Annotated in this window: 27 protein-coding genes; 11 read left to right on the top strand and 16 right to left on the bottom strand. The window is 68.3% G+C overall.

The genetic code is table 11. The features are described from left to right. Positions 1-199: 199 nt before the first annotated feature. The 3 genes from E2481_RS09505 (at position 200) to glmM (ending at position 2,828) form a co-directional block, all read left to right on the top strand. Complete coding sequence (locus tag E2481_RS09505) at positions 200-499, top strand: DUF7130 family rubredoxin-like protein (RefSeq protein ID WP_136716907.1); 300 nt, start codon at positions 200-202, stop codon at positions 497-499. Between the two features lie 9 nt (positions 500-508). Further along, positions 509-1,399 (top strand): ketopantoate reductase family protein, encoded by an 891-nt coding sequence (locus tag E2481_RS09500; RefSeq protein ID WP_136716906.1) that lies wholly within the window; start codon positions 509-511, stop codon positions 1,397-1,399. Between the two features lie 64 nt (positions 1,400-1,463). Then, the gene (gene glmM / locus E2481_RS09495) at positions 1,464-2,828 is read left to right on the top strand and encodes a phosphoglucosamine mutase (RefSeq protein WP_136716905.1); all 1,365 of its coding nucleotides are present in this window, start codon (positions 1,464-1,466) and stop codon (positions 2,826-2,828) included. A gap of 13 nt (positions 2,829-2,841) precedes the next feature. Here glmM and E2481_RS09490 read toward each other — a convergent pair whose 3' ends face one another. The 7 genes from E2481_RS09490 to E2481_RS09460 all read right to left on the bottom strand — a co-directional run bounded on the left by E2481_RS09490 (position 2,842) and on the right by E2481_RS09460 (position 9,721). Next, complete coding sequence (locus E2481_RS09490; RefSeq protein WP_136716904.1) at positions 2,842-4,350, bottom strand: outer membrane protein assembly factor BamB family protein; 1,509 nt, start codon at positions 4,348-4,350, stop codon at positions 2,842-2,844. A gap of 102 nt (positions 4,351-4,452) precedes the next feature. Further along, the gene (locus E2481_RS09485; RefSeq protein ID WP_136716903.1) at positions 4,453-5,601 is read right to left on the bottom strand and encodes a DUF7118 family protein; all 1,149 of its coding nucleotides are present in this window, start codon (positions 5,599-5,601) and stop codon (positions 4,453-4,455) included. Continuing rightward, complete coding sequence (gene hisI, locus E2481_RS09480) at positions 5,591-5,968, bottom strand: phosphoribosyl-AMP cyclohydrolase (protein WP_136716902.1); 378 nt, start codon at positions 5,966-5,968, stop codon at positions 5,591-5,593. The genes E2481_RS09485 and hisI overlap by 11 nt, the downstream gene beginning before the upstream one ends. A gap of 69 nt (positions 5,969-6,037) precedes the next feature. After that, positions 6,038-7,162, bottom strand: coding sequence for a prepilin peptidase (locus E2481_RS09475; RefSeq protein ID WP_136716901.1), 1,125 nt, complete (start codon positions 7,160-7,162; stop codon positions 6,038-6,040). A 69-nt stretch (positions 7,163-7,231) separates the two neighbouring features. Further along, complete coding sequence (gene fer / locus E2481_RS09470) at positions 7,232-7,621, bottom strand: ferredoxin Fer (protein ID WP_136716900.1); 390 nt, start codon at positions 7,619-7,621, stop codon at positions 7,232-7,234. Positions 7,622-7,722: 101 nt separating this feature from the next. Next, positions 7,723-8,934: an inorganic phosphate transporter gene (locus tag E2481_RS09465; protein WP_136716899.1), complete on the bottom strand. Its 1,212-nt coding sequence runs from the start codon at positions 8,932-8,934 to the stop codon at positions 7,723-7,725. 67 nt (positions 8,935-9,001) lie between these two features. After that, the gene (locus E2481_RS09460) at positions 9,002-9,721 is read right to left on the bottom strand and encodes a hypothetical protein (protein WP_136716898.1); all 720 of its coding nucleotides are present in this window, start codon (positions 9,719-9,721) and stop codon (positions 9,002-9,004) included. 80 nt (positions 9,722-9,801) lie between these two features. Between E2481_RS09460 and hisA the strand changes: the two genes are divergently transcribed. Further along, positions 9,802-10,527, top strand: coding sequence for a 1-(5-phosphoribosyl)-5-[(5-phosphoribosylamino)methylideneamino]imidazole-4-carboxamide isomerase (gene hisA / locus E2481_RS09455; RefSeq protein ID WP_136716897.1), 726 nt, complete (start codon positions 9,802-9,804; stop codon positions 10,525-10,527). Positions 10,528-10,588: 61 nt separating this feature from the next. Here the strand turns inward: hisA and E2481_RS09450 are convergent, their stop codons facing one another. Beyond that, positions 10,589-10,801 carry a hypothetical protein gene (locus tag E2481_RS09450; RefSeq protein ID WP_136716896.1) on the bottom strand — a complete coding sequence of 71 codons (213 nt, stop codon included), beginning with the start codon at positions 10,799-10,801 and terminating at the stop codon, positions 10,589-10,591. A gap of 158 nt (positions 10,802-10,959) precedes the next feature. Between E2481_RS09450 and hisB the strand changes: the two genes are divergently transcribed. After that, positions 10,960-11,547, top strand: coding sequence for an imidazoleglycerol-phosphate dehydratase HisB (gene hisB / locus E2481_RS09445; RefSeq protein ID WP_136716895.1), 588 nt, complete (start codon positions 10,960-10,962; stop codon positions 11,545-11,547). A 107-nt stretch (positions 11,548-11,654) separates the two neighbouring features. Continuing rightward, the gene (locus E2481_RS09440; protein WP_136716894.1) at positions 11,655-12,767 is read left to right on the top strand and encodes an acyltransferase family protein; all 1,113 of its coding nucleotides are present in this window, start codon (positions 11,655-11,657) and stop codon (positions 12,765-12,767) included. A gap of 42 nt (positions 12,768-12,809) precedes the next feature. Here the strand turns inward: E2481_RS09440 and E2481_RS09435 are convergent, their stop codons facing one another. The 4 genes from E2481_RS09435 to E2481_RS09420 all read right to left on the bottom strand — a co-directional run bounded on the left by E2481_RS09435 (position 12,810) and on the right by E2481_RS09420 (position 16,002). Next, positions 12,810-13,607 carry a sulfite exporter TauE/SafE family protein gene (locus E2481_RS09435; protein WP_136716893.1) on the bottom strand — a complete coding sequence of 266 codons (798 nt, stop codon included), beginning with the start codon at positions 13,605-13,607 and terminating at the stop codon, positions 12,810-12,812. 1 nt (position 13,608) lies between these two features. Further along, entirely contained in the window at positions 13,609-14,355 is a 747-nt protein-coding gene (locus E2481_RS09430) for an SCO family protein (protein ID WP_136716892.1), read from the bottom strand. A 62-nt stretch (positions 14,356-14,417) separates the two neighbouring features. Then, positions 14,418-14,939 carry a winged helix-turn-helix transcriptional regulator gene (locus E2481_RS09425; protein WP_136716891.1) on the bottom strand — a complete coding sequence of 174 codons (522 nt, stop codon included), beginning with the start codon at positions 14,937-14,939 and terminating at the stop codon, positions 14,418-14,420. Continuing rightward, a complete protein-coding gene (locus tag E2481_RS09420) occupies positions 14,932-16,002 on the bottom strand; it encodes a sulfite exporter TauE/SafE family protein (protein WP_250137777.1) in 1,071 nt (356 codons plus the stop codon). The genes E2481_RS09425 and E2481_RS09420 overlap by 8 nt, the downstream gene beginning before the upstream one ends. A gap of 100 nt (positions 16,003-16,102) precedes the next feature. Here E2481_RS09420 and E2481_RS09415 point away from each other — a divergent pair, with 100 nt between their 5' ends. Genes E2481_RS09415 through E2481_RS09405 form a run of 3 tightly spaced genes read left to right on the top strand, consistent with a single transcriptional unit; the run spans position 16,103 to position 17,482 of the window. Beyond that, on the top strand, positions 16,103-16,579 hold the full coding sequence (locus tag E2481_RS09415) for a COX15/CtaA family protein (protein ID WP_136716890.1): 477 nt from the start codon (positions 16,103-16,105) through the stop codon (positions 16,577-16,579). Positions 16,580-16,637: 58 nt separating this feature from the next. Continuing rightward, positions 16,638-17,141 carry an amino acid-binding protein gene (locus E2481_RS09410; RefSeq protein WP_136716889.1) on the top strand — a complete coding sequence of 168 codons (504 nt, stop codon included), beginning with the start codon at positions 16,638-16,640 and terminating at the stop codon, positions 17,139-17,141. Further along, entirely contained in the window at positions 17,138-17,482 is a 345-nt protein-coding gene (locus E2481_RS09405; RefSeq protein ID WP_136716888.1) for a 2Fe-2S iron-sulfur cluster binding domain-containing protein, read from the top strand. The genes E2481_RS09410 and E2481_RS09405 overlap by 4 nt, the downstream gene beginning before the upstream one ends. Here E2481_RS09405 and E2481_RS09400 read toward each other — a convergent pair whose 3' ends face one another. Then, positions 17,483-18,868: an RAD55 family ATPase gene (locus E2481_RS09400; RefSeq protein ID WP_136716887.1), complete on the bottom strand. Its 1,386-nt coding sequence runs from the start codon at positions 18,866-18,868 to the stop codon at positions 17,483-17,485. 98 nt (positions 18,869-18,966) lie between these two features. Here E2481_RS09400 and E2481_RS09395 point away from each other — a divergent pair, with 98 nt between their 5' ends. Further along, positions 18,967-19,581, top strand: a complete 615-nt coding sequence (locus tag E2481_RS09395; protein WP_136717147.1) for an IMPACT family protein — start codon at positions 18,967-18,969, stop codon at positions 19,579-19,581. On the opposite strand, the gene E2481_RS09390 is transcribed toward E2481_RS09395, so the two are convergent. From E2481_RS09390 to E2481_RS09380, 3 genes are all read right to left on the bottom strand, one after another. Beyond that, positions 19,572-20,531, bottom strand: a complete 960-nt coding sequence (locus tag E2481_RS09390; RefSeq protein ID WP_136716886.1) for a TAXI family TRAP transporter solute-binding subunit — start codon at positions 20,529-20,531, stop codon at positions 19,572-19,574. The genes E2481_RS09395 and E2481_RS09390 overlap by 10 nt on opposite strands. Before the next feature lie 178 nt (positions 20,532-20,709). After that, complete coding sequence (upp, locus tag E2481_RS09385) at positions 20,710-21,384, bottom strand: uracil phosphoribosyltransferase (protein WP_136716885.1); 675 nt, start codon at positions 21,382-21,384, stop codon at positions 20,710-20,712. Positions 21,385-21,444: 60 nt separating this feature from the next. Beyond that, complete coding sequence (locus E2481_RS09380; RefSeq protein WP_136716884.1) at positions 21,445-22,131, bottom strand: type 1 glutamine amidotransferase domain-containing protein; 687 nt, start codon at positions 22,129-22,131, stop codon at positions 21,445-21,447. Positions 22,132-22,255: 124 nt separating this feature from the next. On the opposite strand from E2481_RS09380, the gene E2481_RS09375 reads away from it, so the two are divergent. Beyond that, on the top strand, positions 22,256-22,990 hold the full coding sequence (locus E2481_RS09375) for a DUF5828 family protein (RefSeq protein WP_136716883.1): 735 nt from the start codon (positions 22,256-22,258) through the stop codon (positions 22,988-22,990). Positions 22,991-23,005: the final 15 nt, after the last annotated feature.

The raw sequence follows: 23,005 nt of genomic DNA, 5'->3' as shown, positions 1-23,005 counted from the left end.
GACCGCTCCTTGAAAAATCTCGACCAAAAAAGCCGCCGTCGCGGGCTTCGCCCGCTCTGGCGGTGAACCGCGCGCCAGCGGCGCGCGGATGCTGACAGGGACCGCACCGCACGGAACGGCTCGCACAGCGGCCTCGGAATCCTGTCAGCCGAAGCCTACCAGATGGCTTTATCCACTTTGCGAACGAATCACACAGTGTATGAGCGACACAATCGATGACCGACAGCTGTCGTTCGGTGAGACGGTGTACGACGACGACGGGAACGAACTCGGACGCGTCCGTGGGTTCGACAAACACGGCTTCTACGTGACCCTCGAAGAGGGCATCGAGGCCCTCTCGGAGGAACACGTCACCTCCGGCCACGAGTTCGGCGAGGCCGAACTGATGTGGCGCTGCTGGGAGTGCGGCGAGATGGGCGAACTCGACGAGGACATTCCCGAAGCCTGTCCCTCCTGTGGCGCACCGAAAGAGGACATCTATTACTGGACTGAAGACTGACGGCCCAGTGTGGACGTCATCGTCTTCGGTGCCGGCAGTCTCGGCTCGCTGATCGGTGGGTTGCTCGCGCGCGTACACGACGTGACGCTCGTGGGCCGTGACCCACACGTCGAAACCGTCGCCGCCGACGGCCTGTCGGTCGACGGCGAGTTCGACCTCCGCGTCGCTCCCGATGCCACGACCGCCCTTCCCGGAGACGCCACGGCGGACCTGGCGATCGTGACCGTCAAGGCCGCCGACACGGACGCGGCCGCAGCGGCGCTGGCCGACTGCGACCTCGGGAGCGCCCTCTCCCTGCAGAACGGCATGGGCAACGAACGGACCCTCGCTGCCCGCCTGGACTGTCCGGTTCTCGCCGGCACCTGCACGTACGGTGCGCTCCTGGCCGAACCCGGGCGTGTGACCTGTACCGGCGTCGGCGAGGTCACGCTCGGCCCGCCCGAGGGCGGCGAGTCGGACCGCGCCGACGACGTGGGGGCCGCGTTCTCGGCGGCCGGTATCGAGACGACCGTCGCCCCCGACATGCCCCGTCGGCTCTGGGAGAAACTGGCGGTCAACGCCGGGATCAACGCCACGACCGCGCTGGCACGCGTCGAGAACGGCGCGCTGGTCGACGGGCCGGGTCACGGGGTTGCCTCGGCCGCCGCTCGTGAGACTGCTCGTGCTGCACAGGCCGCCGGCGTCGATCTCTCGCCCGGGGACGCCGTGGCCGCCGTCGAGCGCGTGGCCGACGCGACCGCGGCCAACACGTCGTCGATGCACCAGGACGTGCTGGCCGAGCGGGCCACCGAGGTCGACGCCATCAACGGCTACGTCGCCGACCGCGCCGACAACGCGCCGGTCAACCGGACGCTCGCCGACCTCCTGCGGACCTGGGAGCGAGCACGCGAACTGCGGTGAGTGGCGAAATCGGTGGCGGAGCAGTTGCAAAGGTTTAGTGGGTTCCCGTGCCCAGACGCTTGTGATGGAAATCTTCGGGTCGAGCGGCGTCCGCGGGGTGGCAAACGAGTATCTCAACCCGGAGTTCGTCTGCCAGATCGCCCAGGCTGCGGGGTCGGTCTGGAACACCGACCGCGCGGCCATCGCCCGCGACACCCGTGCGACCGGCCAGATGCTGGCCAACGCCGCGTCCAGCGGCCTCGCGAGCGTGGGCTGTGACGTCGACCGCCTCGGCGTCGTCCCGACGCCAGGCCTCCAGGCCTACTGCGAGGCCGAGGGCGTCCCTGGCCTCATGGTCACGGCGTCGCACAACCCGCCAGCGTACAACGGCGTGAAACTCGTCGGATCGAGCGGCGTGGAACTCTCCCTGGGCACGCTCGAACGCGTCGAGGAGCGTCTCCTCTCGGAGGACTACGCGACCGTCGCCTGGCACGAGACCGGTGCGGAGACGCGCGTCGAGAACGCCCGCCGCCGCTACCTCGACCAGATCCTGACCGCGGTCGACCGCGACCGCATCGCCGAGGGGGACCTCACCGTCGCGCTCGATCCGGGCCACGGCGCAGGCGTGCTCACCAGCCCCGAGTTCTTCCGCGAACTCGGCTGTGACGTGGTCACCGTCAACGCCCAGCAGGACGGCCACTTCCCGGGTCGGGACCCCGAACCGATCGCCGAGAACCTCGCGGACCTCGGGCGACTGGTCCGGGTGACCGACGCCGACGTGGGGATCGCCCACGACGGGGACGCCGACCGCGCCATGTTCTTCGACGAGCGCGGCGAGTTCGTCGAGGGCGACGCGGCGCTGGCGGCGCTGGCGGCGGCCGAACTCGACGCCGGCGACGTGGCCGTCTCGGCCGTCAACGTTTCTCAGCGCCTCGTCGACGTGGCCGACGAGGCAGGCGCAGAGCTGTCGCTGACGCCCATCGGCAGCACGAACATCATGACCCGTATTCGGGACCTCCAGGCCGAGGGCCGAACCGTCCCCATCGCCGGCGAGGGCAACGGCGGCATCATCTTCCCCGACTACCGGGTGACCCGCGACGGGGCCTTCACCGCCGCGCGCTTCCTGGAACTGCTGGCCGAAACTCCGGCCAGCGAAGTTATCGCACCCTACGACGACTACCATCTGCTCCGGATGGACATCGAGTACGAGGACGACGCCGAGCGCCGGGCGCTGCTGGACGCCGCCGAACGCGTCGCGACAGAAGCCGGCGCGACCCTGGACACGACAGACGGCTACCGGCTCGACTACGGCGATAGCTGGGTGCTGGCCCGACCCAGCGGGACCGAACCCGTCGTCCGCATCTACGCCGAATCGAGCGACCCCGGCCGGGCCGCCGACCTCGCCGACGAGATGCACGAGGCGATGACCGAGGCGAAAGCGACGGCGTAGCCGCTTCGAGAACCTACCGTCCGGCCACTGCGACCAGCCCCTCGCTCCCGTTGACGAAGACGTAACCATCGACCACTGTCAGCGACGACCCGCCCTGACCGCTCGTCTCGGACTGCCACTGTCGATCACCGGTGGCCGCATCCAGCGCGTACACCCGCCCGCCCAAACTTCCGACGTAGACGGTTCCGCCGTCGGACGTGTCCGACGAGCCTCCGGCACCGCCGGAGACGCCCACGACCGCCAGCGACAGGCTCATCGGCGATACCGTCTGGGCGGTCGACAGTTCGGTGTAGATCCCGTCGGACGACGATGCGCTCAGGCCGCCTGTCTGGACGGACCACTGCTGGTCACCAGTGGTCGCGTCCAGCGCAGCGACCGTTCCGTCCGGGCTCCCGGCGTAGACGGTCCCGTTCGCGACCGCTAGGGAAGACGCCACGCTCCCGCGGACCTGGACGGCCGACCGCGTTCCAGCACTGGAACCCGGTTGGTCGTCGGCTGCGCTCGCCTGGGCCGTGATCCCGCCGTTGCCGGTCGCCGCTGCATCGTCCGTCCCGCTCATCCCGGCGGACCACTGTCGGTCACCGGTGACGGCATCCAGCGCGACGACCGTGCCGCGCTGGCGCTGGACGTAGACGGTGCCGTTCGCGACCGCCGGCGACGAGCGTAGCGCTCCACTCACCTGAAGCGCCGGCTGCGCGTCACCGGTGGCTACGGCCACACTCCGATCGCCGCCGGAGACGCCAGTCCCAGCGTCGAGATTTCCGTCGGGCGTGGCAGTCATCTCGTCAGTTCCGACGGCCCACTGGCGGTCGCCGGTGGCCGCGTCCAGCGCGGTGACCGTCCCGTCGATATTCCAGACGTAGACGGTGCCGTCGACGACCGCCGGCGAGGCCGATTCGCCGCCGCCCGTCTGTCGGGTCCACTCCCCCTCGCCCGTGGCGGCATCGACCGCGTACACCTCGGTGCCGTCGCTTCCGACGTAGACCGTGCCGGCCGCCACCGCTGGTGACGACGCGACCGCCTCCCGCGTCTGGAACGCCCACGTCTCCTCGCCCGTGGCGGCGTCGACCGCGTACAGGTGGTTGTCGTCGCTCCCGACGTAGACGGTGCCGTTCACGACAGCCGGCGAGGACCGCACTGACCCACCCGTCTCGAAGGTCCACTGTGCTTCGCCCGTGGCGGCGTCGACCGCGTACAGGCTGTCGTCAGCGCTCCCGACGTAGACGGTGCCGTTCACGACCGCCGGTGACGACTGCACGGACCCGTCCATCCCGACCGTCCACTCGTCTGTCACCGGTCCTGCCGGCCCGGTTTCCCCGGGCGCGTGTCCCGTGTTTGCGAGGTCGTACTGAAACATCGGCGCACCACCGGTGACACTGTCGTCGCGCTCCTCGTCTTCCTCCTCCTCGTCCTCGTCACTGTCCGGTGACGCGTCCTGGTTGCCGGAACAGCCTGCGACACCGATCACGCCCGCCGTACCAACCGCCAGCAAATACTGTCGCCGCGTCCGTCCGTTCATCATACTCAGACCTCTCCCACGCAAATCATAAACGTAATGACTGCAAACGCTGCTCTCGCCGTTTCTCGGGGTCAAGCCCGGTAAAACGCGCCCTCGGACCGGTACCTAGGCCTCGGGCAGTTCAGCCAGCGTCTCCTCCAGCAGCTGTTTCGCTTCGCGCGTGCTCGCCAGTTCTTCGTCGACCGCGCCGCTGGCCACGCGCTCGCGCTGTGCCTCTGTCAGTTGCTCGCGGGCGCGGGCGCTCTGGCGCAGGCGCTCGTACTCGTCGTCGTCGAGTCGGGCGCGCACGTCTCGAAGCGCCGCGACGACATCATCGGGCGCGAACCGACCGGTCACCTGGATCAGTTCCCGAACGCGCCACTGGAGTTCGGCGGCCGGTCGCGGCGGCCACTCGATCCGGAGCGGGTCGGCGTCGAGCCGCCGGAGGTACGTCTGGTTCGCCCCGACCGATCGCTTGAGCGCGTCGGCGTCGTCGACGTAGTGATCGAGTTTGGACTTCGAGTAGTCGGCGTACTCCCGAAGCGTGACGAGCGACTCCGTCCCGGCCTCGGCCGTCTCGACGTACTCTCGGAGGGTCTCGGGCGGTTCCTGATACGGGACCAGCGGGAAGGCCGTCGTCGTCGCGACGAACGAGAGGACGTCGCGCGCGCTCGATTCGCGTTTGAACGCCGTGAACGCCTTCGAGACGGCCTCGTTGTACGACTCGATGGGGTCGCGCAGGCGCTCGACCGGGGCGTCGAGGTCGGCTTCGCCCATCCGCTGGAGCGACTCCAGGTCGCCGATCCGCTCGCCGAGTTCCCGAACCCGCCGCCGGCCTTTCTTCCGGAGGTCCTCGTACCGACTCCGCGTGGCGTCCCGCTCGGTGAGCAGCGCCACGTCGTCGTCGACCGGGGAGAGGGCGTCCCGGGCCGCCGCGAAGTCCGATTCGGTGAGCCGGCGTTGTTGCATCACGTCGTCGACCTCCTCGAAGCGCTCGCGGTGGGGCAGGTCCTCGGGCAACCGCTCGATGAACCCCTCCATCTCCTCCTGGAACTCGATGAAGACCATGAAGTCGCCGTCGCCGGTCGCTTCCTCCTCGTACTGGTCGAACAGCGACTGTAATTCGTCGTAGTACTCGGCGATCCGTCGGAGTTCCGCCTCGCCGCGCTCGTCGACCCGCTCGCTCGCCCGCTCGTAGGCGTCGGCCGCCGCCTCCAGGTCGGCGACCAGGTCCGACACGTCCACGGCCTCCCCGGCCGTGACGCTATTCGTCATCGTACACGTCGTCGGGGTCGAACACCTGTTCGCCGACGACCTCGCCGTCGATGGTCCGGTAGAAACACGACTCGTAGCCGGTGTGGCAGGCCCCGCCGGTCTGCTCGACCAGATACAACAGTGCGTCGCCGTCGCAGTCGACTCGCACCTCCTCGATCTCCTGGGTGTGTCCACTGGATCCCCCCTTCTGCCAGAGTTCGTCCCGGCTTCGCGAGTAGTAGTGCGCCAGGCCGCTGTCCCGGGTCCGTTCGACGGCCTCCTCGGTGACGTAGGCGAGCATCAGTACCGCCCCGGACGTAGCGTCCTGGGCGACCGCCGGCAGCAGCTCCTGCTCGTCGAACGCCAGTTCGACGTCCGTTCGTTCCATACTCGCCACGTCGCCCCTCCAGCCGATATGTCTTGTGTCAGTCCCACCCTCTGCCGGGAGCGGCCCGGGCTAGAACGCGACTCCCCCGAGCGCCGCGTAGAGCACGTCCCCGTAGGTCAGGCTGACGACCAGCCCGACGAACATCGGCACGAGGAAGGGCACACCCGGCGTGAGCCACACCGTCTCCTCGGTGGTCAGTACCTCCAGACCACCGCGCAGTTCCTCCGGACTCGTCCCGTAGGCGGTCCCCGGGATGTCTTCCAGGAACGCTTCGGCCCCCCAGTCGTCGTCGACTGGCTCGACGAACTCCGGGAAGACTGCCCCGTCGTCCCGGGCAACGAACTCCGGGACGACCGCCCGGTCTTTCCAGGCGGCGGTATCGGCGTCCCCGTCCGGCGTCTCCAGGGTCCCGCGGGTGGCCGCTTGGCCCGGGTGACCGCCATCAGTGACGGGGATCGACCCGTCGCCGGCGGGGTTCGGGTCCGCGGGGAGACTCCTGGGGTCGCGGTAGCGGTCGGGATCGGCCCGGATCTCGGAAAGCGTCAGGCCGCGCCACTGCAGGTACATCCGCAGGGCGTCTAAGTCCATGCCGCCCCGCGTGAAGCCGTCGGGGTCCTCCAGCAGGCGACCGTACTCCTCGGTTGCGGCGTCCCAGGTGATGGGACGACCGACGAACATCGCTTTCCCGAAGTGGCCGAGCAGGCCGTTCCGGAGCATGAGCACGAACGGGTACGCGATGCCGATGACGACGGTGTTCGAGAGGACGGTCATCGAGAACACGCCGAGCGTGGGGACGACCTGCGGGAACGCCATCGTCGGGAGCAGGTAGGTCGGGAAGGTCGGGAACAGGAGCGCGAGCGTGATGAGCGCCTTCGCGTCGGCCCCGCCGAAGCCGCCGATCCACCAGAACCCGTAGGCCAGCGGGACGATGAAGCCGAGGCTAAAGGCCACGCGGAACAGGTAGCGGTTCTGGTTCACGTACGTCGGGGTGGTGCCCGAGTAGACCAGCCAGCCCTCCCAGACCAGCGCGACCAGGCCCAACACGAGCAAGGGTTTCCACGTCCGGTTGGGGACGCGGCGCGTCCGGATGTCGAGCCAGGCGGCCCACCCGAACACGGGGACGGCGAGCAGGCGCAACAGGTCGGGCGCCGAGCCCACTGAGAGCAGGCCGGAGAGAGAGCCGACGGGTAGCACGTGCGCCCGGTCCCGCGGCTAGGCAATAGCACTTGCGGCGATGTCCGAAACCGAAAACGGAAAACCGCGTTAGATGACGCGGTTCTGCAGGTAGTCGAGGTGCTTCGCGTTGTAGACGATCTTGATCTCGTCGGCGTCCGGGCTGCCGATGCAGGTCAGACGCACGTTCTTGTCCTCGACCTCCTCGTCGGAGAGGATCTGCTGCATGTCCATGTCGATCTCGCCTTCGACCACGATGGCGGCGCAGTTCGCACACGCGCCGGCGCGACACGAGAAGGGCCAGTCGTAGCCCTGTGCCTCGGCCGCTTCGAGGATGTACTCGCCCTCGTTGACGTCGAGGCTACCGTAGTCCTCGTCGTCGAGGTCGGCGTCTGCCGCCTGCTCGAAGGTGTCCTCGTCGTAAATGTCCCAGCCGTGGTCGTCCAATACTTCGTAATTGAGGTACTCTACCGTGGGCATCACCGAGACTCTTCGACCCCCTGACTGTTAGACTTTGCTGTTCCGGACCCCTCTCCGGCGGCAATACCGATAAAAAACCCGGAAGAAAACCGGCCGAACGGTCAGAAGATGGGGACGAACCGGAAGATGAGATAGGAAGCGACCGTCGCGATTCCCGGCACGATGTTCTGGAGGAAGACGATCCGGGCCGTCGTCGACGGCTCGAACAGATCCGCCGCCTTCGGGATGTCCTCGGATTTCTCCTCGCCGATGGGTTTGTGATCGCCCTCGCTGGGCGTTCCGCCCTCCCCGCCGACCGTCGGCGCGTCCTCGGCGTCGGCCGTCAGCGCCCCGACGGACACGTCCACGTCTTTGCCCTTGCTTTTGACCGTCTCCGAGAGGGTGACCGTCCGGGTCGCGCGCCCCCAGCCCAACCCCACGATGCTCATCGTCGCGATGATGACGAAACTCGCCGGCACGCCGAGAAAGGACAGGAAGCTGACGACCGACGCGCTGACGACTGCCACGACCAGTGCGGCGAGGATCGGCAGGTCGGTCAGGTCGTTCCCGACGGTGTCCATCGTCCGCCGGGCGATGGTAAAGGCACCCAGGCCGATGGAACCGCAGGCGAGCAACACGCCGTTGATGACGCCGACCTGGCCGCTTCCGACCAGCGGTGCGACCGCGTTCGCCGCGTTGGAGGCCCCGGCCGCGAACGCCTGATAACAGCCGATCATGATGACCAGCACCGTCCCGACGAACTCCCGCCGGGTCGTCTCGGGGCCGAGCGTGGGATGGGGGACGAGCCCCGAGCGGTCGAGCACGAGCAGTGACCCTTCGGACTGGGTGATGGCGAACCACTCGACCAGTCGCGGATAGAAGTAGCGGCCGATGACGGCGCTGATCCAGAACGCCACCAGCGGGGAGACCAGCCACCAGGAGACGATCTCACCCATCTCCGCCCAGTTCAGGTTCCCCTGTGCGAGGCCGAGTCCGGCGATGGCTCCGACGGCTGTCATCGACGTCGATGCGGGGACGCCGACCACGTTCGAGAGGAAGAGCGCGAACCCGATGAAAAACAACACGGCGATCGACGCGACGAGCGTAAAGGAACTCTTCGGGACGATCTCGCCGCCCAGCGTCTGGACGACCTCCGTCCCGAAGGTCAGTCCCCCGAGCAACGCGAAAATCGTCATGAGCGCTGCGGCCCCGAACTTCGAGATGGTCTTCGCGCCGACGGCCGGCCCGAACGCGACGCCCGTCGAGGACCCGCCGATGTTGAACCCAACGAAGACCGCGACGAGAAGACCGATAGCCAGCAGTGCCGATACCATATCTCCCCCTGTGACGCCCGGCCGTTAAACGGTGGCGTTCACGTCCGCAGGTCCGGCCGTCCGCCGGTCAGGCCTCGTCGGTCGACTCCCCGTCGTCGCGCCCCGCTGGCTCCTCGACGGCGTCTGGGTCCGGATCGCTCGGCAACCGCTCCCGGTCGGCCGCCAGGTCCTCGCTCACGTCCTCGCTCGTCTCCTTGACGTCCTTGGTCTGGGCTTTCGCCTCCGCGGTCTCGGCTTTGGCGTCGGCGGTCTCGTCGCGCAACTCGGTCGCTTCCTCGCGCAACTTGGCGGCCTGTTCGACGAGTTCGTCCCGGGCTTTGTCCTCGGCGTCGACCGCGTCGGCGGTTTCGGCCAGGGTCTCGGCGGCCGTCTCTAGCTTCTCGGCCCGCGCTTCGAGTTCGTCGGCCGTCGTCTCCAGCCCTTCGGCCGTCGATTCGAGTTCGTCCGCGGTCTCGGTCACCTCGCCCGCCCGCTCTTCGAGCGTCGCGGCCTGGGTCGCGACGTTGGTCGACTCGCGGTCGAGCACCCGTGCCATGACCAGCAACTGGAGGGCCCCGACGACGACGAACGCCGCCACGGCGACCGCGCCGGCCGTCTCCAGCAGCGCGGCGGTTCCGGCGGCCACGGTGACCAGTTCCGCCCAGACGGCGGCGTTGGCGACGACCAGAACGACCGTCGCCGCCATCACTATTCTGACGAACTGGCGATACAACCCGGCATACCCGCCGAACATGATGCGCTCCAGCGCCCGTCCCAGCCCTCGGAGCCCCGGAATCTGCGGTGCCATTGCTCGCTGGTGTCTCCCGCGGGGGAAAAGCCTTGCTGGAAACCGACATCCTTTCCGCCAGTGGCGACCCAGAAACGGACATGTTCTCCGAGTTCGAGGTCGTCCCGGCAGTCGACATGCAGGACGGGCAGGTCGTCCAGCTCGTCGGCGGCGAGCGCGGCACCGAGAAGACCTACGGCGACCCCGTCGAGGCCGCTCGGCGGTGGGTCGACGCCGGCGCGCGGACGCTCCACCTCGTCGACCTCGACGGCGCCTTCGAGGGCGAACGGGCGAACGCCCCCGCCGTCGACGCCGTGCTCGACGCGGTCGACGTGCCCGTCCAGCTCGGTGGCGGTATCCGCACGGTCGACGACGCCACCGACCTCCTCTCCCGGGGCCTGGACCGCGTCATCCTCGGGACTGCGGCCGTCGAGAACCCCGACATCGTCGCCGAGATCAGCGAGACGTTCCCCGGGTCGGTGCTCGTCAGTCTCGACGCCAAGGACGGCGAAGTCGTCGTCTCGGGCTGGACCGAAGGAACCGGGTTAGACCCCGCCGAAGCCGCCGCCCGCTACGAGGAACTGGGGGCCGGCGGCATCCTCTTTACCGACGTGGACGTCGAGGGCCAGCTAGAGGGGGTCCGAACCGACCCGGTCCGCCGAGTGGTCGAAGCCGTCGACATCCCCGTCGTCGCCAGCGGCGGCGTCGCGACCATCGACGACGCCGTCGCGCTCGGGGACGCGGGAGCTAGCGCCGTCGTCGTCGGAACCGCGCTCTACGAGGGCCAGTTCACGCTCGAAGAAGCCATGACTGCGGTCGAGGACTAACGTCTTCTTGCGGCCTCGATTCTCACGCGGCTGCTCCCGGCGCCGTCGCCGGACTCCCGCCCTAGATCCGATCGCGACGGCCGTGTGACTGCTTGACGCTCGGCTGTCGGGCCCCGAGGTGGGGCAAAAGCAACAGGTACGTCCCGGCGGCGACCAGCAGGGCACCGAACGGTGCCGTCACCATCTGGTTGAACAGGAGTGCGCCCGTCAGCAGCACCAGCACCGCGATCGCTACGCGCTTGCCCATGGCCCCGCGTTTGGGACTCTCACTCATATATCTATGTCAGACGGCCGTCATCGCTTCGGCGACAGGATGGTGCGGGATGGCGATTTCGGCCGCTGTCGGCGGTGTATCGGCGTCTGACGGGTGGCTGACGGCGTGACGTGGGACCGAGCGGAATCGGCTTAAACGAGGGGCGTCTGGAGGGTGATATGACCGAGCGGACGGCGGCGGTGACACGCGAGACCGCCGAGACCGACATCGAGGTCACCGTCGACATCGACGGCGACGGCGACGCGACGGTGGACACCGGCATCGGCTTTTTCGACCACATGCTCGAATCGTTCGCCAAGCACGGCCTGTTCGACGTGACCGTCCAGTGCGACGGCGATCTGGAGATCGACGACCACCACACCGTCGAGGACGTGGCCATCACCCTCGGCCAGGCCATCGAGGAGGCCCTGAGCGACAAGCGCGGCATCCGGCGGTTCGCGGACCGGAAAGTCCCCCTGGACGAGGCCGTCGCCGAGGTCGTCGTCGACGTGTCGGGCCGGCCATACTTCGAGTTCGACGGTGCGTTCGCCCAGGAGACGGTCGGCGAGTTCACCAGCCACATGGGCAAGCACTTCCTGCGCTCGCTGGCGACCAACGCCGGGCTGACCCTCCACGCCGGTGTCACCGGTGAAAACGCCCACCACCAGGTCGAGGCGCTGTTCAAGTGCCTGGCGCGGGCGTTAGACGACGCCACCCGCATTGACGAGCGCCGGAGCGACACGCCCAGCACGAAAGGCGAACTGTGACCGGGGACTGACGGCAGGGAATCTCGGGAGTCGGAGACGACGGGGTCTGGCAGCCACCCGGACGTGTGAGTGGAAAAAGCCATACCCAGTATCCACCTAGGCGTCGCATGGCGGAGCGAATCTACAGTGTCGACGCCATGCGGATCGTCGCGATGGTGCCGATCGTTCTCATCCACACGGACCCGTTTCAGGGCTACTCCCTGTATGGAAACATGTTCAACTTCGCCACGAAGACGACGGCTCGGTTCGCGGTTCCGTTTTTCTTTCTGACGGCCGGGTACTTTTTCGCGCTCAAAACGACCAGCCGTGACCCGACCCGGTATTTCGTCGCCCGAGCCAAACGGATCACCTCGCTCTACGTGTTCGGGTTGGCGCTCGCAGCGCCCGTCTTTTTCATCGGGGCGCTCGTTCGCGCCCGCCTTAGCGGTCGCAACGTCGTCGACAGCGCGCTCGGCACGCTGGCGGGGTTCCTCTCGCCGGTGGAGTTGCTGTATTACGGCACCTCCGTCTCGGAGATCCTGTGGTTTCTCCCGGCGCTCCTCTTCTCGTTTGCCTTCGTGTACGCGTTCGTGCGAACGAACCGGACGGCCCTGCTGCTGCCGGCCGCGCTCTGTCTCCACGCCGTTGGACTTCTGGGCGCGAGCTACACCATGTTCGTCGACGTCCCCTTCGAGATCAGGGACGCGCTGTTTTTCGGCGTCTTCTACACGAGTCTCGGGTACACTGTCTACGCGCGGGACTGGCGGCCGACGGCCGAAGCTAGCGGGCGCTATCTCGTGTTGACGGTGTGTTTCGCCCTGGCCCAACTCGGCGAACTATCTCTCCTGGGATACGTGGTTCCGGGTGAACCGTTCGGCCAGTCCGTCTACGCGCCGAGTTACGCCATTACGACCGCATTGCTGTCGCTCTCGCTGTTTCTGTTTCTCCTCTCGCGGCCGGATCTCGGGTCCTCGACCCGACTCCCACGGTGGGGCAAATACGCGGTCGGGATTTACGTCACCCACCCCGCAGTGCTGTACGTGTTACAGGGTGTGCACGACGCGCTGACGGCGGCGGGCTACGCCGTCGGGGAAACGGTCGCGTGGCATCTCGCGCTGACGCCGGCGACCTTCTTCGGAGCGCTGGCCGTCTACCTCACAGCGCACGAACTGGGAATCATCGACATCGACGGGAGCCACGTTCCGCGTGTGCCGCGGCTCCGAAACGCCGGGTCGGAGTAGCGCCGAGCGCCGGCGCGACACGCCCAGCACGAAAGGCGAACTCTAGGGCAGGCAGTATTCGGCCGCGCCGACGAGCGTATCGATCGGCTGGTAGATGAGGTCGTGGATCGGCGGATAGGGGACGGGGACGCCGAGCAGGACCAACCCGTGTGAGAGCGGCAGGTACCCCAGGACGAGGAAGGCGACGCCGAGGCCGCGGTGGACTCGACCCAGCCATCGCCGGGGGGCCGCGTTGACGACGGTCCCGTACACGAACAGCGACGGGAACGTTCCCGCGCCGAGAACGCCGAGCGCGACGGCTCCCTCGACGGGGTCACCCCGCGCCAGCGCGTAGAGGTACGCCGGGAACAACAGCGGACAGGGCAACGCCGCGTGGAGCGCGCCCAGGCCGAGGATGCGCGGGCCTTCGACCCAGGCGTCGACGCGGGCGGTCAGTTTCGCCGCCACGCCGCCAGTCCCCTCGATGCGCGTCAGGGGGCCGCCGGCTCCGCCCCGCAGGTAACTCACCCCCACGAAGATGACCACGGTGCCGACGACGACGCCGACGACCGCGCGCAGTCCGTTGGCGAGTTCGACGATGGCGGCCGCGTCGTAGACGACGGCCCCGATCGCACCCATGAGCGCGCCGACGCCGGCGTAGGCAGCGGTCCGGCCGGTGTTGAAGAGGAGGTGCTGGCGGATCTCGCCGAACGACACCGGGCCGTCCTCGCCCAGCCGCGAGGCGTACGTCGTCACCAGCGGGCCGCACATCCCCAGGCAGTGGGCACCGCCCAGCAGGCCGACCGTGAAGAACACGACCAGTTCCAGTTGCGGGGCGAACCCGTACGCACCGCCGGGCATCTCAGTCTTCCCGGTCGCGCAGCGTCGCCAGGTCCTCTTCGACGGTCTGCCAGCTGACGAAGTCGTCGTCCCCGCTTTCGGCCGTCCCGCTGGCGCCGCTGGACAGTTTGTACGCGCGCTCGACGTACCCCTGCTTGTTCGCCAGCACCACGACCCCAGAGTGGGCGAACATGTACATGTCCATCTCCTCGGGCGTGGTCTTCTCGAACGCCACGCCGTAGGTGTCCTGGACGACCGCTTTGGCGCGTTGCTCGCTCTCCGGCCGGAGGAACTCCCAGGTCCCGGTGTCGAGGGCGACGTCGTGGTCGTCGGCGTACTCGCGGAACCGCTCGGCGTCGTCGCGGGCGGGGTCGAACGTGATCTCGGCGAACGCGACCCGCTCGGCGTAGTCGTTGTCGATCGCGTGGGCCTGGACGCCCGCGAGGATCGCCGTCAGCCGCGGACACATCGTGTTGCAGTGGGTGTAGACGAACGTCATGACCACGTCCTGGCCGGCGTAGTCGGCCGGGACTGCTCGCGTCTCCTCACCCAGCGCGAGCGGTACCTCCGCCGACGGGAGTTCGTCGCCGTGCGTCGGGAACGGGAGCGCGCTCGCGTTGCCGCCCCAGTCTTTCGCGTCGAGGTACGTGTTCCCACCACCGTCCCCGGAGCCACTGCCCAGCAGGTCCGTACAGCCGGCGAGACCGGCGACCGACGCCGATCCGGCCGCGCCCAGCAGCGACCGCCGCGAGACTCGTCTGTCGGTCATATCCGACGGTTCGACTGGCAGGACTTGAACCCCGTAGTACGTTCCTCGAACGCGAGAGCGAGTCACCGGCCGGCGTCCTCGAGCAGGCTGTCGACCAGCCGCATGAACCGGTCGAGAAAGCGGTCGCCCCTCGTCGGGGCGACCTCGGCGAGCAACAGCGCCGTCTCCTGTGGCCGTTCGAGCGCGAGCGTGACGCGGCCGGCGTCGTCGCGGCGCTTCTCGACGACCCCGGTCTCGACCAGCCGGTCGAGGTGGTACTCCAGCGTCGACCGCGCGACGCCGAGGTCCTCGGCGAGCGCGCCCGGCCGCCGCTCGTCCTCGGCCAGCAGTGCGGTGACCAGCGCCCGGGTGGTCTCCCGACGGAGCAACGCCAGCGTCTCCTTCTCCCGCTGTTCGTACCCCGGCGGGTAGTAGTGGGTCTGGCCGTACAGCGACCCACGTTCGAGTTCCGCGTCGCGGACCAGTCGGGAGAGATGGTGCTGGACCTGCCCCGTCGCCTGGTCGAGCGCGTCGACGATGGCGCTGAAGTGACTCCCCGGGTGCTCCCGGACGTACTGGGCTACGGCCGCGCGCGACTCAGTCACGGGACACCTCCCCGTTCTCGCGGTCCGGGCGCTGGGCTCGCCCGACGGCGATGGTGGCCGCCGCCAGCAACACGACGACCGCCGCGTCCGCCAGCAGGCTCACCTGCCGCTCGATCCCCTCCTGGACGACACCGGCCGCGACCAGGCGGCCCGTGAGCACCTGCCCGGCGAACGCCAGCAACGCGAGGGCGACGAACAGGTACGACAACGACCGGCGCTGGACCAGCAGCGTCACGGCGACGCCGAGCAACAGCAGTGAGCCGACGACGGCGATGGGCGTTGCCACGATCGCCGGCAGCGTCGCGGCCCCCATCGCGTCGAGCGGGACTGCGCCAAGCCGCCCGACCGGAAGGCCGAGCGACGCCAGCCCCGCCAGCACCGTCCCGGCCCCGAGCAGCAGGAAGGCCACGCCGACGGCGCGCGCACCGACGCGACCCACCCGGACGGAGTCGACTGCGAGCCCGAAAACCAGAACCGCTGGGACCGTTCCGAGTCCGAGTGCGGCCAGCGCTGCCGCCCCGCCCAGCGGATCGCCCAGTGCGAACGCGTAGAGGTACGCCGGATACAACAGCGGGCAGGGAAACAGTCCGTGGGCGACCCCCAGCACGGCAGTTCGCGGCCCGGCCAGCCAGGCGTCGAGGCGGCGGCGGACCGCACGACTCACCCGGCCGAGCGGTGCCCACAGCTCTCGTGCGTTGCCCGCGAGGAGCGGATTGGGCGTCCCTGCCAGGTGTGCCAGTCCCGACGCCGCCACCACCAGGCCGACGCCGACGCCGACGACGCCCCGGAGCGCCCCGAACGGTGCGGGGAGCGCCTCGGCACCGCTCGCGACGAGGCCGCCGGCGAGCCCGAACAGCCCGCCCAGAACCGTGTAGCTACTCGCCCGACCGAGATTGAACAGCGCGTGCTGCCCGAGTGCCCGGCGTCGTCCGCCCGGCATCCGGTCCGCGTACAGCGAGACGAGCGGACCGCACATCCCCACGCAGTGCCCGCTCCCGAGGAAGCCGACGGCGACGAACAGCCCGAGCGTGACCGACTCGCTCCCGAAGACGGTCCCGACCATGCCTGTACTTAGGGCCCGTCCTCCCCAAGGGTTTCTGTCGTTCTCTCCTTCGAGGAACGTACTAGAGTGTTTATATCGCCCGAGCGGTCGACTGTCGGATATGCGTCGTCTCCCGTTCCGTCGTCTCGCCGCTGTGACGGCAGCCAGCACCTTCCTGTTGATGCTCGTCGGGGCCTACACGAAGGCCATCGGGGCGGGGCTTGCCTGTCCGGACTGGCCGACCTGCTACGGGACCTGGGTCCCGTTCCTGCATCCGGCGGTCATGGCCGAGACGCCGTACTCGACGCTGCAGGTGGCCGCCGAGTGGGTCCACCGGACGCTGGCCGCCGGGACCGGGCTGCTCATCGCTGCGACCGCCGTCGCCGCCTGGCGACGCGAGTCGCTGGACCGCCCGGAGTGGGCCGCGCTCGGTGCCGGGGCGCTGCTCCCGGTCCAGGTCGTCCTCGGTGGGCTCACGGTGACCGAGTCGCTCGCGCCGCTGATCGTCACGGCCCACCTCGGGACGGCGATCCTCATCTTCGCCGGCGTCGTCGCCGCCGCCGTCGGTCGGCGCGTCCCGTCCCAGGCCGCGAGCTGAGACGGCCGACTCGCCCAGGCCCACAACCACTATACCCGCCGCTCCCGTCGCTGCGGGCATGTTCGAGGACATCATGGAGAAGTTCGAGGGCAGCCCCAGCCAGCAGGCTGTCATTCGACTCCTCCTGGAACGGGGCTTTTCGGTCAACGACGAGGGCCGGGTCGTCTCCGGCGGTATCGAGATCCCCAACACCGGCATCGCCCGCGAGATCGGCGTCGACCGCCGCGTCGTCGACTCGACGACCGACGCCATCCTCGACGACCCGGAACTCCGACGCATCTTCCAGAACATCTCCCAGATCCCCAGCCTGATGGATCTGGCCCCGGTGCTCGACCTGAACGTCCTCACCGTCGACGTGCTCGACACCGAACGACCCGGGATCGTCGCCGAGATCACTGGGCTCATCGCCGAGGACGGCATCTCCATGCGCCAGACCGTCAGCGAGGACCCCGAGTTCGCCGTCGATCCCAAGCTCTACATCATCACCGAGACGGAACTCCCGGGACACCTCATCAACGACATCCGGAGCCTGGAGTACGTCCGGAAGATCGAGTTGCAGTGACCGACGCTGTCACCGTGACCGTCCTGCACGACGGCGGCGAGACGCGGCTGGACGCGCCCGATGGAGCACTGCTCCGCGACGTGTTGCTCGACGCCGGCATCTCGCCGTACACGCGCTACACCGAGCGGCTCAACTGCGGCGGGCGCGGGCTCTGTGCGACCTGTGGCGTCCGCGTCTGCGAGGGCGACCACGACCCGGACCACTGGCACGACCGACTGGCCGCCAGGTTCGGCTACCCCCGACTCTCCTGTCAGATGTCGCTGACCGAGGACGTGACGGTTCGGATCCCGGACAAACGGGTGTGGGGCGGGCGGAACCCGGAGGACGACGGGCGTCAGTAACTATCGCAGGTCGACGTACGGCGGGTTCTCCCGGGGTTCGACGACCCGGGTGTGGCCGGGTGTGCCGGCCGGCGATTTGGGGATCGAGAGATACTGCAGTTCGTCGTCGCCGCGCCAGGTACGGACGACCTGGTCGGCGGCCCCCGAGAAGAAACTGGTCAGCTGGTCGCCGGTCACCTCGCGGTCGACGGTCAACACGAGCGTCAGTTCGTACACGTCGTTCATGACGCTCCCGCTGGTCCAGTAGAACAGCTGTCTGGCCTGGTTCTCGTCGACCAGGTGCTGTAAGGCGGTGTGTTCGAGGACCGCTACCGCCTCGTCGACCTGGCCACTGAGTGCCTCGACGAGCGTCCGGATGGCCTCCTGGATGGTGCCCTCGACCTCCTGGATGACGACGTTCTCGGCGGGGAGGTCGGCGAGCGCCGGCGCGTCCGGCCCGTGGCTGATCGGGTCGATGAGGAACAGCAGGTTGCGCTCCATGAGTTCCCGGACGGTCCCGACGCGCTCGGCCAGCAGGCCGTCGATGCGGTTGAGCAGGGTGCCGGGTGCCGCTATCAACACGACGGGTCTGTTCTGCTCGATGGCTCGCACGCACAGCGACGCGGTGATCGGCCAGTGGTCGGCGGTCCCCTCGTGTTCGAAGACGGTCGTCCCGCCGCGGACGAACCCCCCGGTCAGGTCGTCGAACGAGGCGATACCCGTCCGGAACGGGCGCTGGCTCGTCGCCCACTCCCGGTTGGCGACCGAGACGCCGTCGTCGTCGTGTGCCAGTGCGTGCCGGCGCGTGTCGTGGTCCACGCCCCGAAGCTTCCGGACTCTGCAGAACGTCCGGGTGTCCCCCTCGACCTCCTCGCGCCAGCAGTCGAGGACCCCGTGGGCGGCCCGGTCCAGATCGGCAGGGCCGTCCGGCGTCGCAGTCAGCACCGCCGTCGCGTCGTGGGCGTCGAGGCGTTCGAGCAACTGGAACAGCCCCTGGCGGCCTCGCTCGCGGTCGGGCGCGAGGTGGACCAGTCCCGGTGCCCCGTCGACGACGACCCGGTCCCAGCCCGGATCCGTGAGTCGTTCGACGAGTGACCCGTACGGCAGCGTCTCGGACTCGTCGTCGGTCTCGAAGCGAACGCCGCCGCTGTCGCCCTCGCGGTGTGCGGCAGCGATGGTCAGCCTCGACTCGTCGGGGCGGGAAAGCGACGAGCGGGCGACGGCGAGCGGTTCGTCGGTCGTGACGTACAGACAGTCCGCATCGTCGGCCAGGCCGGCCGCGAGGAACCCCAGCGCCAGCCGACTCTTGCCGACGCCTGCCTCCCCGCGGACCAGCAGCGTCCGGCCGTCCGGAACCCCGCCCCCGAGCATCTCGTCGAGCGTTGCATCTCCTGTCGAACGCGGCATGTATCGTTACGTGTTCTCAATGTACATATATATCCGTCCCAGTTCGACGGCGCGGACGGCACGAAACCGGTATGACGGTCCCGCCCGAACCGGCCACCGTGACCGACAGCTACCGGACGCTCGCCGGTCGCGGCGAGGCGGCCTTCGAGATCTCGGGCTCGGAGTTCATCGGCCACGCCGCCCCCGTCACCGACGTCGACGCGGCCGAGGCGTTCGTCGACGAGGTCGCGACCGAGTACGACGACGCCACGCACAACGTCCCGGCCTATCGCGTCCGGGCCGAACCGATACGGGAGTGGGCCAGCGACGCCGACGAGCCGACCGGCTCGGCCGGCAAACCCGCGCTCAACGTCCTCCAGCAGGAGGAACTGGAGAACGTGGCCGTCGTCGTCACGCGCTACTACGGCGGGACGAAACTCGGCGTCGGCGGGCTGGCCCGGGCGTACGCCCGCGGCGTCAAGGACGCCATCGACGACGCCGGCATCGTCGAGGAACGGCCACACGAGCGGTTTACCGTCACCGTCGAGTACGACGACTCAGGGACCGTGCGCGGCATCCTCGAATCGACGCCCGGCGAGTTCGAGGCGACCTACGAGGCCGACGTCCGTTTCACTGTCCGGGCACCCGTCGCGGACGCGTCGGCCGTCCGTGACCGACTCCGAAGTGCGACCAGCGGCCGCGCGACGATCGAGACCGAGGGCGATCAGTCGTAGATGATGATCTGTTCGGCCCCGTCGTGCATGTCGACGGTCTGTGGGATCCCGACCCTGCCGTCGTCCTTGCTTTCTTTCTTCGGAATGTAGGACCCTCGCGTCTTGATGTCGCCGTTCTCCGCGCTCTCGAGGATCCTGTCCGTGACGACGGCGACCGTCCCCTCGTCCGCTCCTTCCCTGGTGACGAGCAGCGACATGATTCCGAGGGTCGGTGTCATCTCGTCGCTGCCCTCGTAGACCCCGGCCGGGAGTTGCGTCTGGACGAACCAGTTCGTGCTCCCGATCACTTTCCGCTGTAGCTTGTCGCTCACGCCGAGTATCTCGATGTCGGGTGCCGCTTCCTGGACCGCCTGGATCGGCCAGTCCCCGATGGCAAACGTCGCGTCCAGTGACCCGTCGCCGAGTTTCGCCATCGCCTCGGATAGCGGGACGTTCGCCGTGTCGAAGTCGGTCTGTGAGTTGTTCACGATCTGGTTCGCGTTGGCCGCGAGGCGGCTGCTGGGCGGCCCGGCGTTGACCGTCGCGCCGGACAGATCACCGAGCGTCTCTCCCTCGATGTCCGGTCGTGCCACGAGCGTCACCGGCATCGGGTACAGCGACATCACCGCCCGCATCGTCTCGTATTTGGTGCTGATCGCGTCGACGCCCGCCCCCTTCATGGCGAACGACGCGATGTCCGATCCGATAACGGCGAACTCGCCGCTCCCGTTGTGCAGCCGCTTGGCCGCATCGGGGGCCGTCCCGCCTTTCCGTAACTCGATCTCCTTCGAGTCCCGCGTGTTGATGATCGAGACCAACTCCTTCGAGAGTTGCTCGTTCGATTCGCCGTAGTACCAGTTCGTACTCCCGCTCCCACCACCGATACCGTTTCCCCCACACCCCGCGAGGGCGACGGCACCTGCGGCCCCACCGGCCGCGAGAAACTGACGTCGCGTCGACTCCCTCGACATATACGTCCCATTTCATTGGTACGTATTTATACTATGTGGCGGAGTCCAAATCCGCGAGCGCGCTAGCCTCGCCGCTCTGCTGTTCGTTTCGACTGCAACGTGATCTTTCCGCAGTGTACTGGTCTCTACGAGAAACGAAGGGGTCGGCCCGTGTCGAGTCGACGGCCTCGTCGGGCGTTCAGGTCGTCCGGAACGCGCGGTCACCTGCATCGCCGAGGCCCGGGACGATAAACCCGTCGTCGTCGAGACGGTCGTCGACGCTGACCGTCAGGACCTCCGCGGACGGGTACGACTCCGCGACCCGCTCGACGCCCGGCGGGGCGCTGACCGCCGAGAGGACGAACAGCGACGCCGGCGTGCCCGCCTCCAGTACCCGGTCGAGGACGGCACACATCGTCGACCCCGTCGCCAGCATCGGGTCGGCGATAATGACTGTGTCCGACTCGGTGATCTCCGGGAGTTTCTCGTAGTCGATGTCGATGGGGAACTCGCCGTCGGCGGTCATCCCCGCGTCCTCGTTGCGTCCGGCGCTGATGACGCCCTGTTTGGCCGTCGGGAACGCCTTCAACAGCCCCTCGACGAACGGCGTCGCCGCCCGCAACACGTTGATGATGACCACGTCGTCGAGGTCGGTGACGCGCTCGCCGGTCGTCTCCGTCAGCGGCGTCTCGACGGGCACTTCTTCGGTTTCCATCTCACCGTCGATGAGTTCGTACCCGCAGATCCGACCCAGTTTCACCAGGCCCTTCCGGAACGCCACCTGCTCGGTGTCGGCGCTCCGCAGGTTCGAGAGCGTGTGTCGCGCTAGCGCGTGCGTGACGACGCGGGCGTCGCCCCGTTGCTCGATGGTCATAGCGGAGGTGTCGACCGCTGGCTGATTATAGTTTTGAACCTGGCGCCGACCGAAGCGGCGTCAGTACTCGACGCCCAGTTCGTCCAACAGGGCGAGCGCCGCCGCGTGGGACGAGGGCGGGCCGCGAGCCGTGAGCAGGTCGCCGTCGACGGTCACCGAGGTGTCCGAATCGAGTTCCGCGTCCCAGTTCCCGCCGGCCGCTTCGACCTCGTCTTCGACCCAGTAGGGCAGCTTACGGCCGTCGGGCATCATATCCAGGTCGTCGACGATCCCCTCCTCCCAGGCGTTCGGGAAGCCGGTAACCTCCCGGCCCGCGACCAGCATTCCGCCCTCGGAGTCCCGCGTAAACGCGAGGATGCCGACGGCGTGACAGACGACCAGCGCCTTCTTCTCGCCGTCTTCGACTGCCGTCCGGAGTGCCGCCCGCGCGTGCTTGTCCTGCGTCACGTCCCACTCGGCCCCGTGGCCGCCCGGGAACACGACCGCGTCGTACTCGCTCGGGTCGGCGGCGGCCAGCGCCGTCGGGTCGTTGAGCCGCTCGTCGCTCTCGTGGACGTCCCGAACGTGCTCGGCGGTCTCCTCGCCGACCTCTTCGGGGTCGACCGACCGCTCGTCCAGGACCGGCGGCTGCCCCGATGGCGTCGCCACCGTGATCTCGACGCCGGCGTCGGTGAGTGTAGTCAGTGGCTCGATACATTCCTCGCCCCAGTAGCCTTCCTCGCTGACGACGAACAGTGCTGAAACCATGGCGACTTCCCTATGGGTGCCAGGTCCAAAAGGCGGGGGGTAACGGTCATTCAGGTGGGGGTCGATAGTCGGCGGGTAGCAGGAAAGCGTATATTGCTCCACCCATAACTGAATGCTCATACCGATGGAAGAGAGCGTTTCGGGGTTCAAAACGCGCGGACGCTGGGTCGACGTGGTCGAACACGGCGAACGCATCAGCCGTGCCGTCAGGGACATCCTGGAAGACCCGGACGTCGACGAGGCCGTCGACACCGACGCACTGGCGGCGTTCGACGAGTGGCGACCGAAGACCGACGAACGCCTGGACGAACACGTAAACGAGAAGACCGCCGAACAGGCCAGCGTCGACGAGGGCGAAGGGGAGAAGGCGGGCAAAGAACCCGACGAGGACCTCCAGAAGGCCGGCGAGAAACTCAGCGAGTCCTACGAGAAACTCGACGAGCCCGACGAGGCCGTCGACAAGTGGGGCGAGTCGCTCGACTACGTCGCCCGCGCGGCCGATTCGGCCGGCCGGAAGGCCCTGCGAGCCGTCGAGGGCGCGGTCTATCGGAACGTGATGACCCAGATGTCGCCCTACTACTTCGACAACGAACTCGTCAGCGCGAACCTCCAGCGGGTCGGCCGCGGCGAGGCCCCCGAGTACGTCTTCGAGGTCAACGTCAACGACGACGACCTGAAGATCCGCGTCTCGAACCGACTCGCCGACTTCGAGTCCGACGTCGACCGCTGGCACATCGATACCCCAAAAGACACGGAAACGATCGAGGCCGTCGAGGGCGTCGAGACGCCCGAACCCAACGGCGACCTCGACCACGAGACCAACGACCCGTCCGAACCCGAAAACGGCGACTCGAGCTGACCCGACGCGCGACGG

It is taken from the genome of Halorientalis salina (assembly GCF_005049285.1).
Taxonomy (GTDB): domain Archaea; phylum Halobacteriota; class Halobacteria; order Halobacteriales; family Haloarculaceae; genus Halorientalis; species Halorientalis salina.
Note: the sequence above shows the minus strand (reverse complement) of the source record. Positions and strands in the feature narration are given on the sequence as shown.

Coding starts and splice junctions, on each gene's coding strand:
- E2481_RS09505 (WP_136716907.1), top strand. CDS start 200: ATGAGCGACACAATCGATGACCGACAGCTGTCGTTCGGTGAGACGGTG.
- glmM (WP_136716905.1), top strand. CDS start 1,464: ATGGAAATCTTCGGGTCGAGCGGCGTCCGCGGGGTGGCAAACGAGTAT.
- E2481_RS09490 (WP_136716904.1), bottom strand. CDS start 4,350: ATGATGAACGGACGGACGCGGCGACAGTATTTGCTGGCGGTTGGTACG.
- E2481_RS09485 (WP_136716903.1), bottom strand. CDS start 5,601: ATGACGAATAGCGTCACGGCCGGGGAGGCCGTGGACGTGTCGGACCTG.
- hisI (WP_136716902.1), bottom strand. CDS start 5,968: ATGGAACGAACGGACGTCGAACTGGCGTTCGACGAGCAGGAGCTGCTG.
- fer (WP_136716900.1), bottom strand. CDS start 7,621: ATGCCCACGGTAGAGTACCTCAATTACGAAGTATTGGACGACCACGGC.
- E2481_RS09465 (WP_136716899.1), bottom strand. CDS start 8,934: ATGGTATCGGCACTGCTGGCTATCGGTCTTCTCGTCGCGGTCTTCGTT.
- E2481_RS09460 (WP_136716898.1), bottom strand. CDS start 9,721: ATGGCACCGCAGATTCCGGGGCTCCGAGGGCTGGGACGGGCGCTGGAG.
- hisA (WP_136716897.1), top strand. CDS start 9,802: ATGTTCTCCGAGTTCGAGGTCGTCCCGGCAGTCGACATGCAGGACGGG.
- E2481_RS09450 (WP_136716896.1), bottom strand. CDS start 10,801: ATGAGTGAGAGTCCCAAACGCGGGGCCATGGGCAAGCGCGTAGCGATC.
- hisB (WP_136716895.1), top strand. CDS start 10,960: ATGACCGAGCGGACGGCGGCGGTGACACGCGAGACCGCCGAGACCGAC.
- E2481_RS09440 (WP_136716894.1), top strand. CDS start 11,655: ATGGCGGAGCGAATCTACAGTGTCGACGCCATGCGGATCGTCGCGATG.
- E2481_RS09435 (WP_136716893.1), bottom strand. CDS start 13,607: ATGCCCGGCGGTGCGTACGGGTTCGCCCCGCAACTGGAACTGGTCGTG.
- E2481_RS09430 (WP_136716892.1), bottom strand. CDS start 14,355: ATGACCGACAGACGAGTCTCGCGGCGGTCGCTGCTGGGCGCGGCCGGA.
- E2481_RS09420 (WP_250137777.1), bottom strand. CDS start 16,002: ATGGTCGGGACCGTCTTCGGGAGCGAGTCGGTCACGCTCGGGCTGTTC.
- E2481_RS09415 (WP_136716890.1), top strand. CDS start 16,103: ATGCGTCGTCTCCCGTTCCGTCGTCTCGCCGCTGTGACGGCAGCCAGC.
- E2481_RS09410 (WP_136716889.1), top strand. CDS start 16,638: ATGTTCGAGGACATCATGGAGAAGTTCGAGGGCAGCCCCAGCCAGCAG.
- E2481_RS09400 (WP_136716887.1), bottom strand. CDS start 18,868: ATGCCGCGTTCGACAGGAGATGCAACGCTCGACGAGATGCTCGGGGGC.
- E2481_RS09390 (WP_136716886.1), bottom strand. CDS start 20,531: ATGTCGAGGGAGTCGACGCGACGTCAGTTTCTCGCGGCCGGTGGGGCC.
- upp (WP_136716885.1), bottom strand. CDS start 21,384: ATGACCATCGAGCAACGGGGCGACGCCCGCGTCGTCACGCACGCGCTA.
- E2481_RS09380 (WP_136716884.1), bottom strand. CDS start 22,131: ATGGTTTCAGCACTGTTCGTCGTCAGCGAGGAAGGCTACTGGGGCGAG.
- E2481_RS09375 (WP_136716883.1), top strand. CDS start 22,256: ATGGAAGAGAGCGTTTCGGGGTTCAAAACGCGCGGACGCTGGGTCGAC.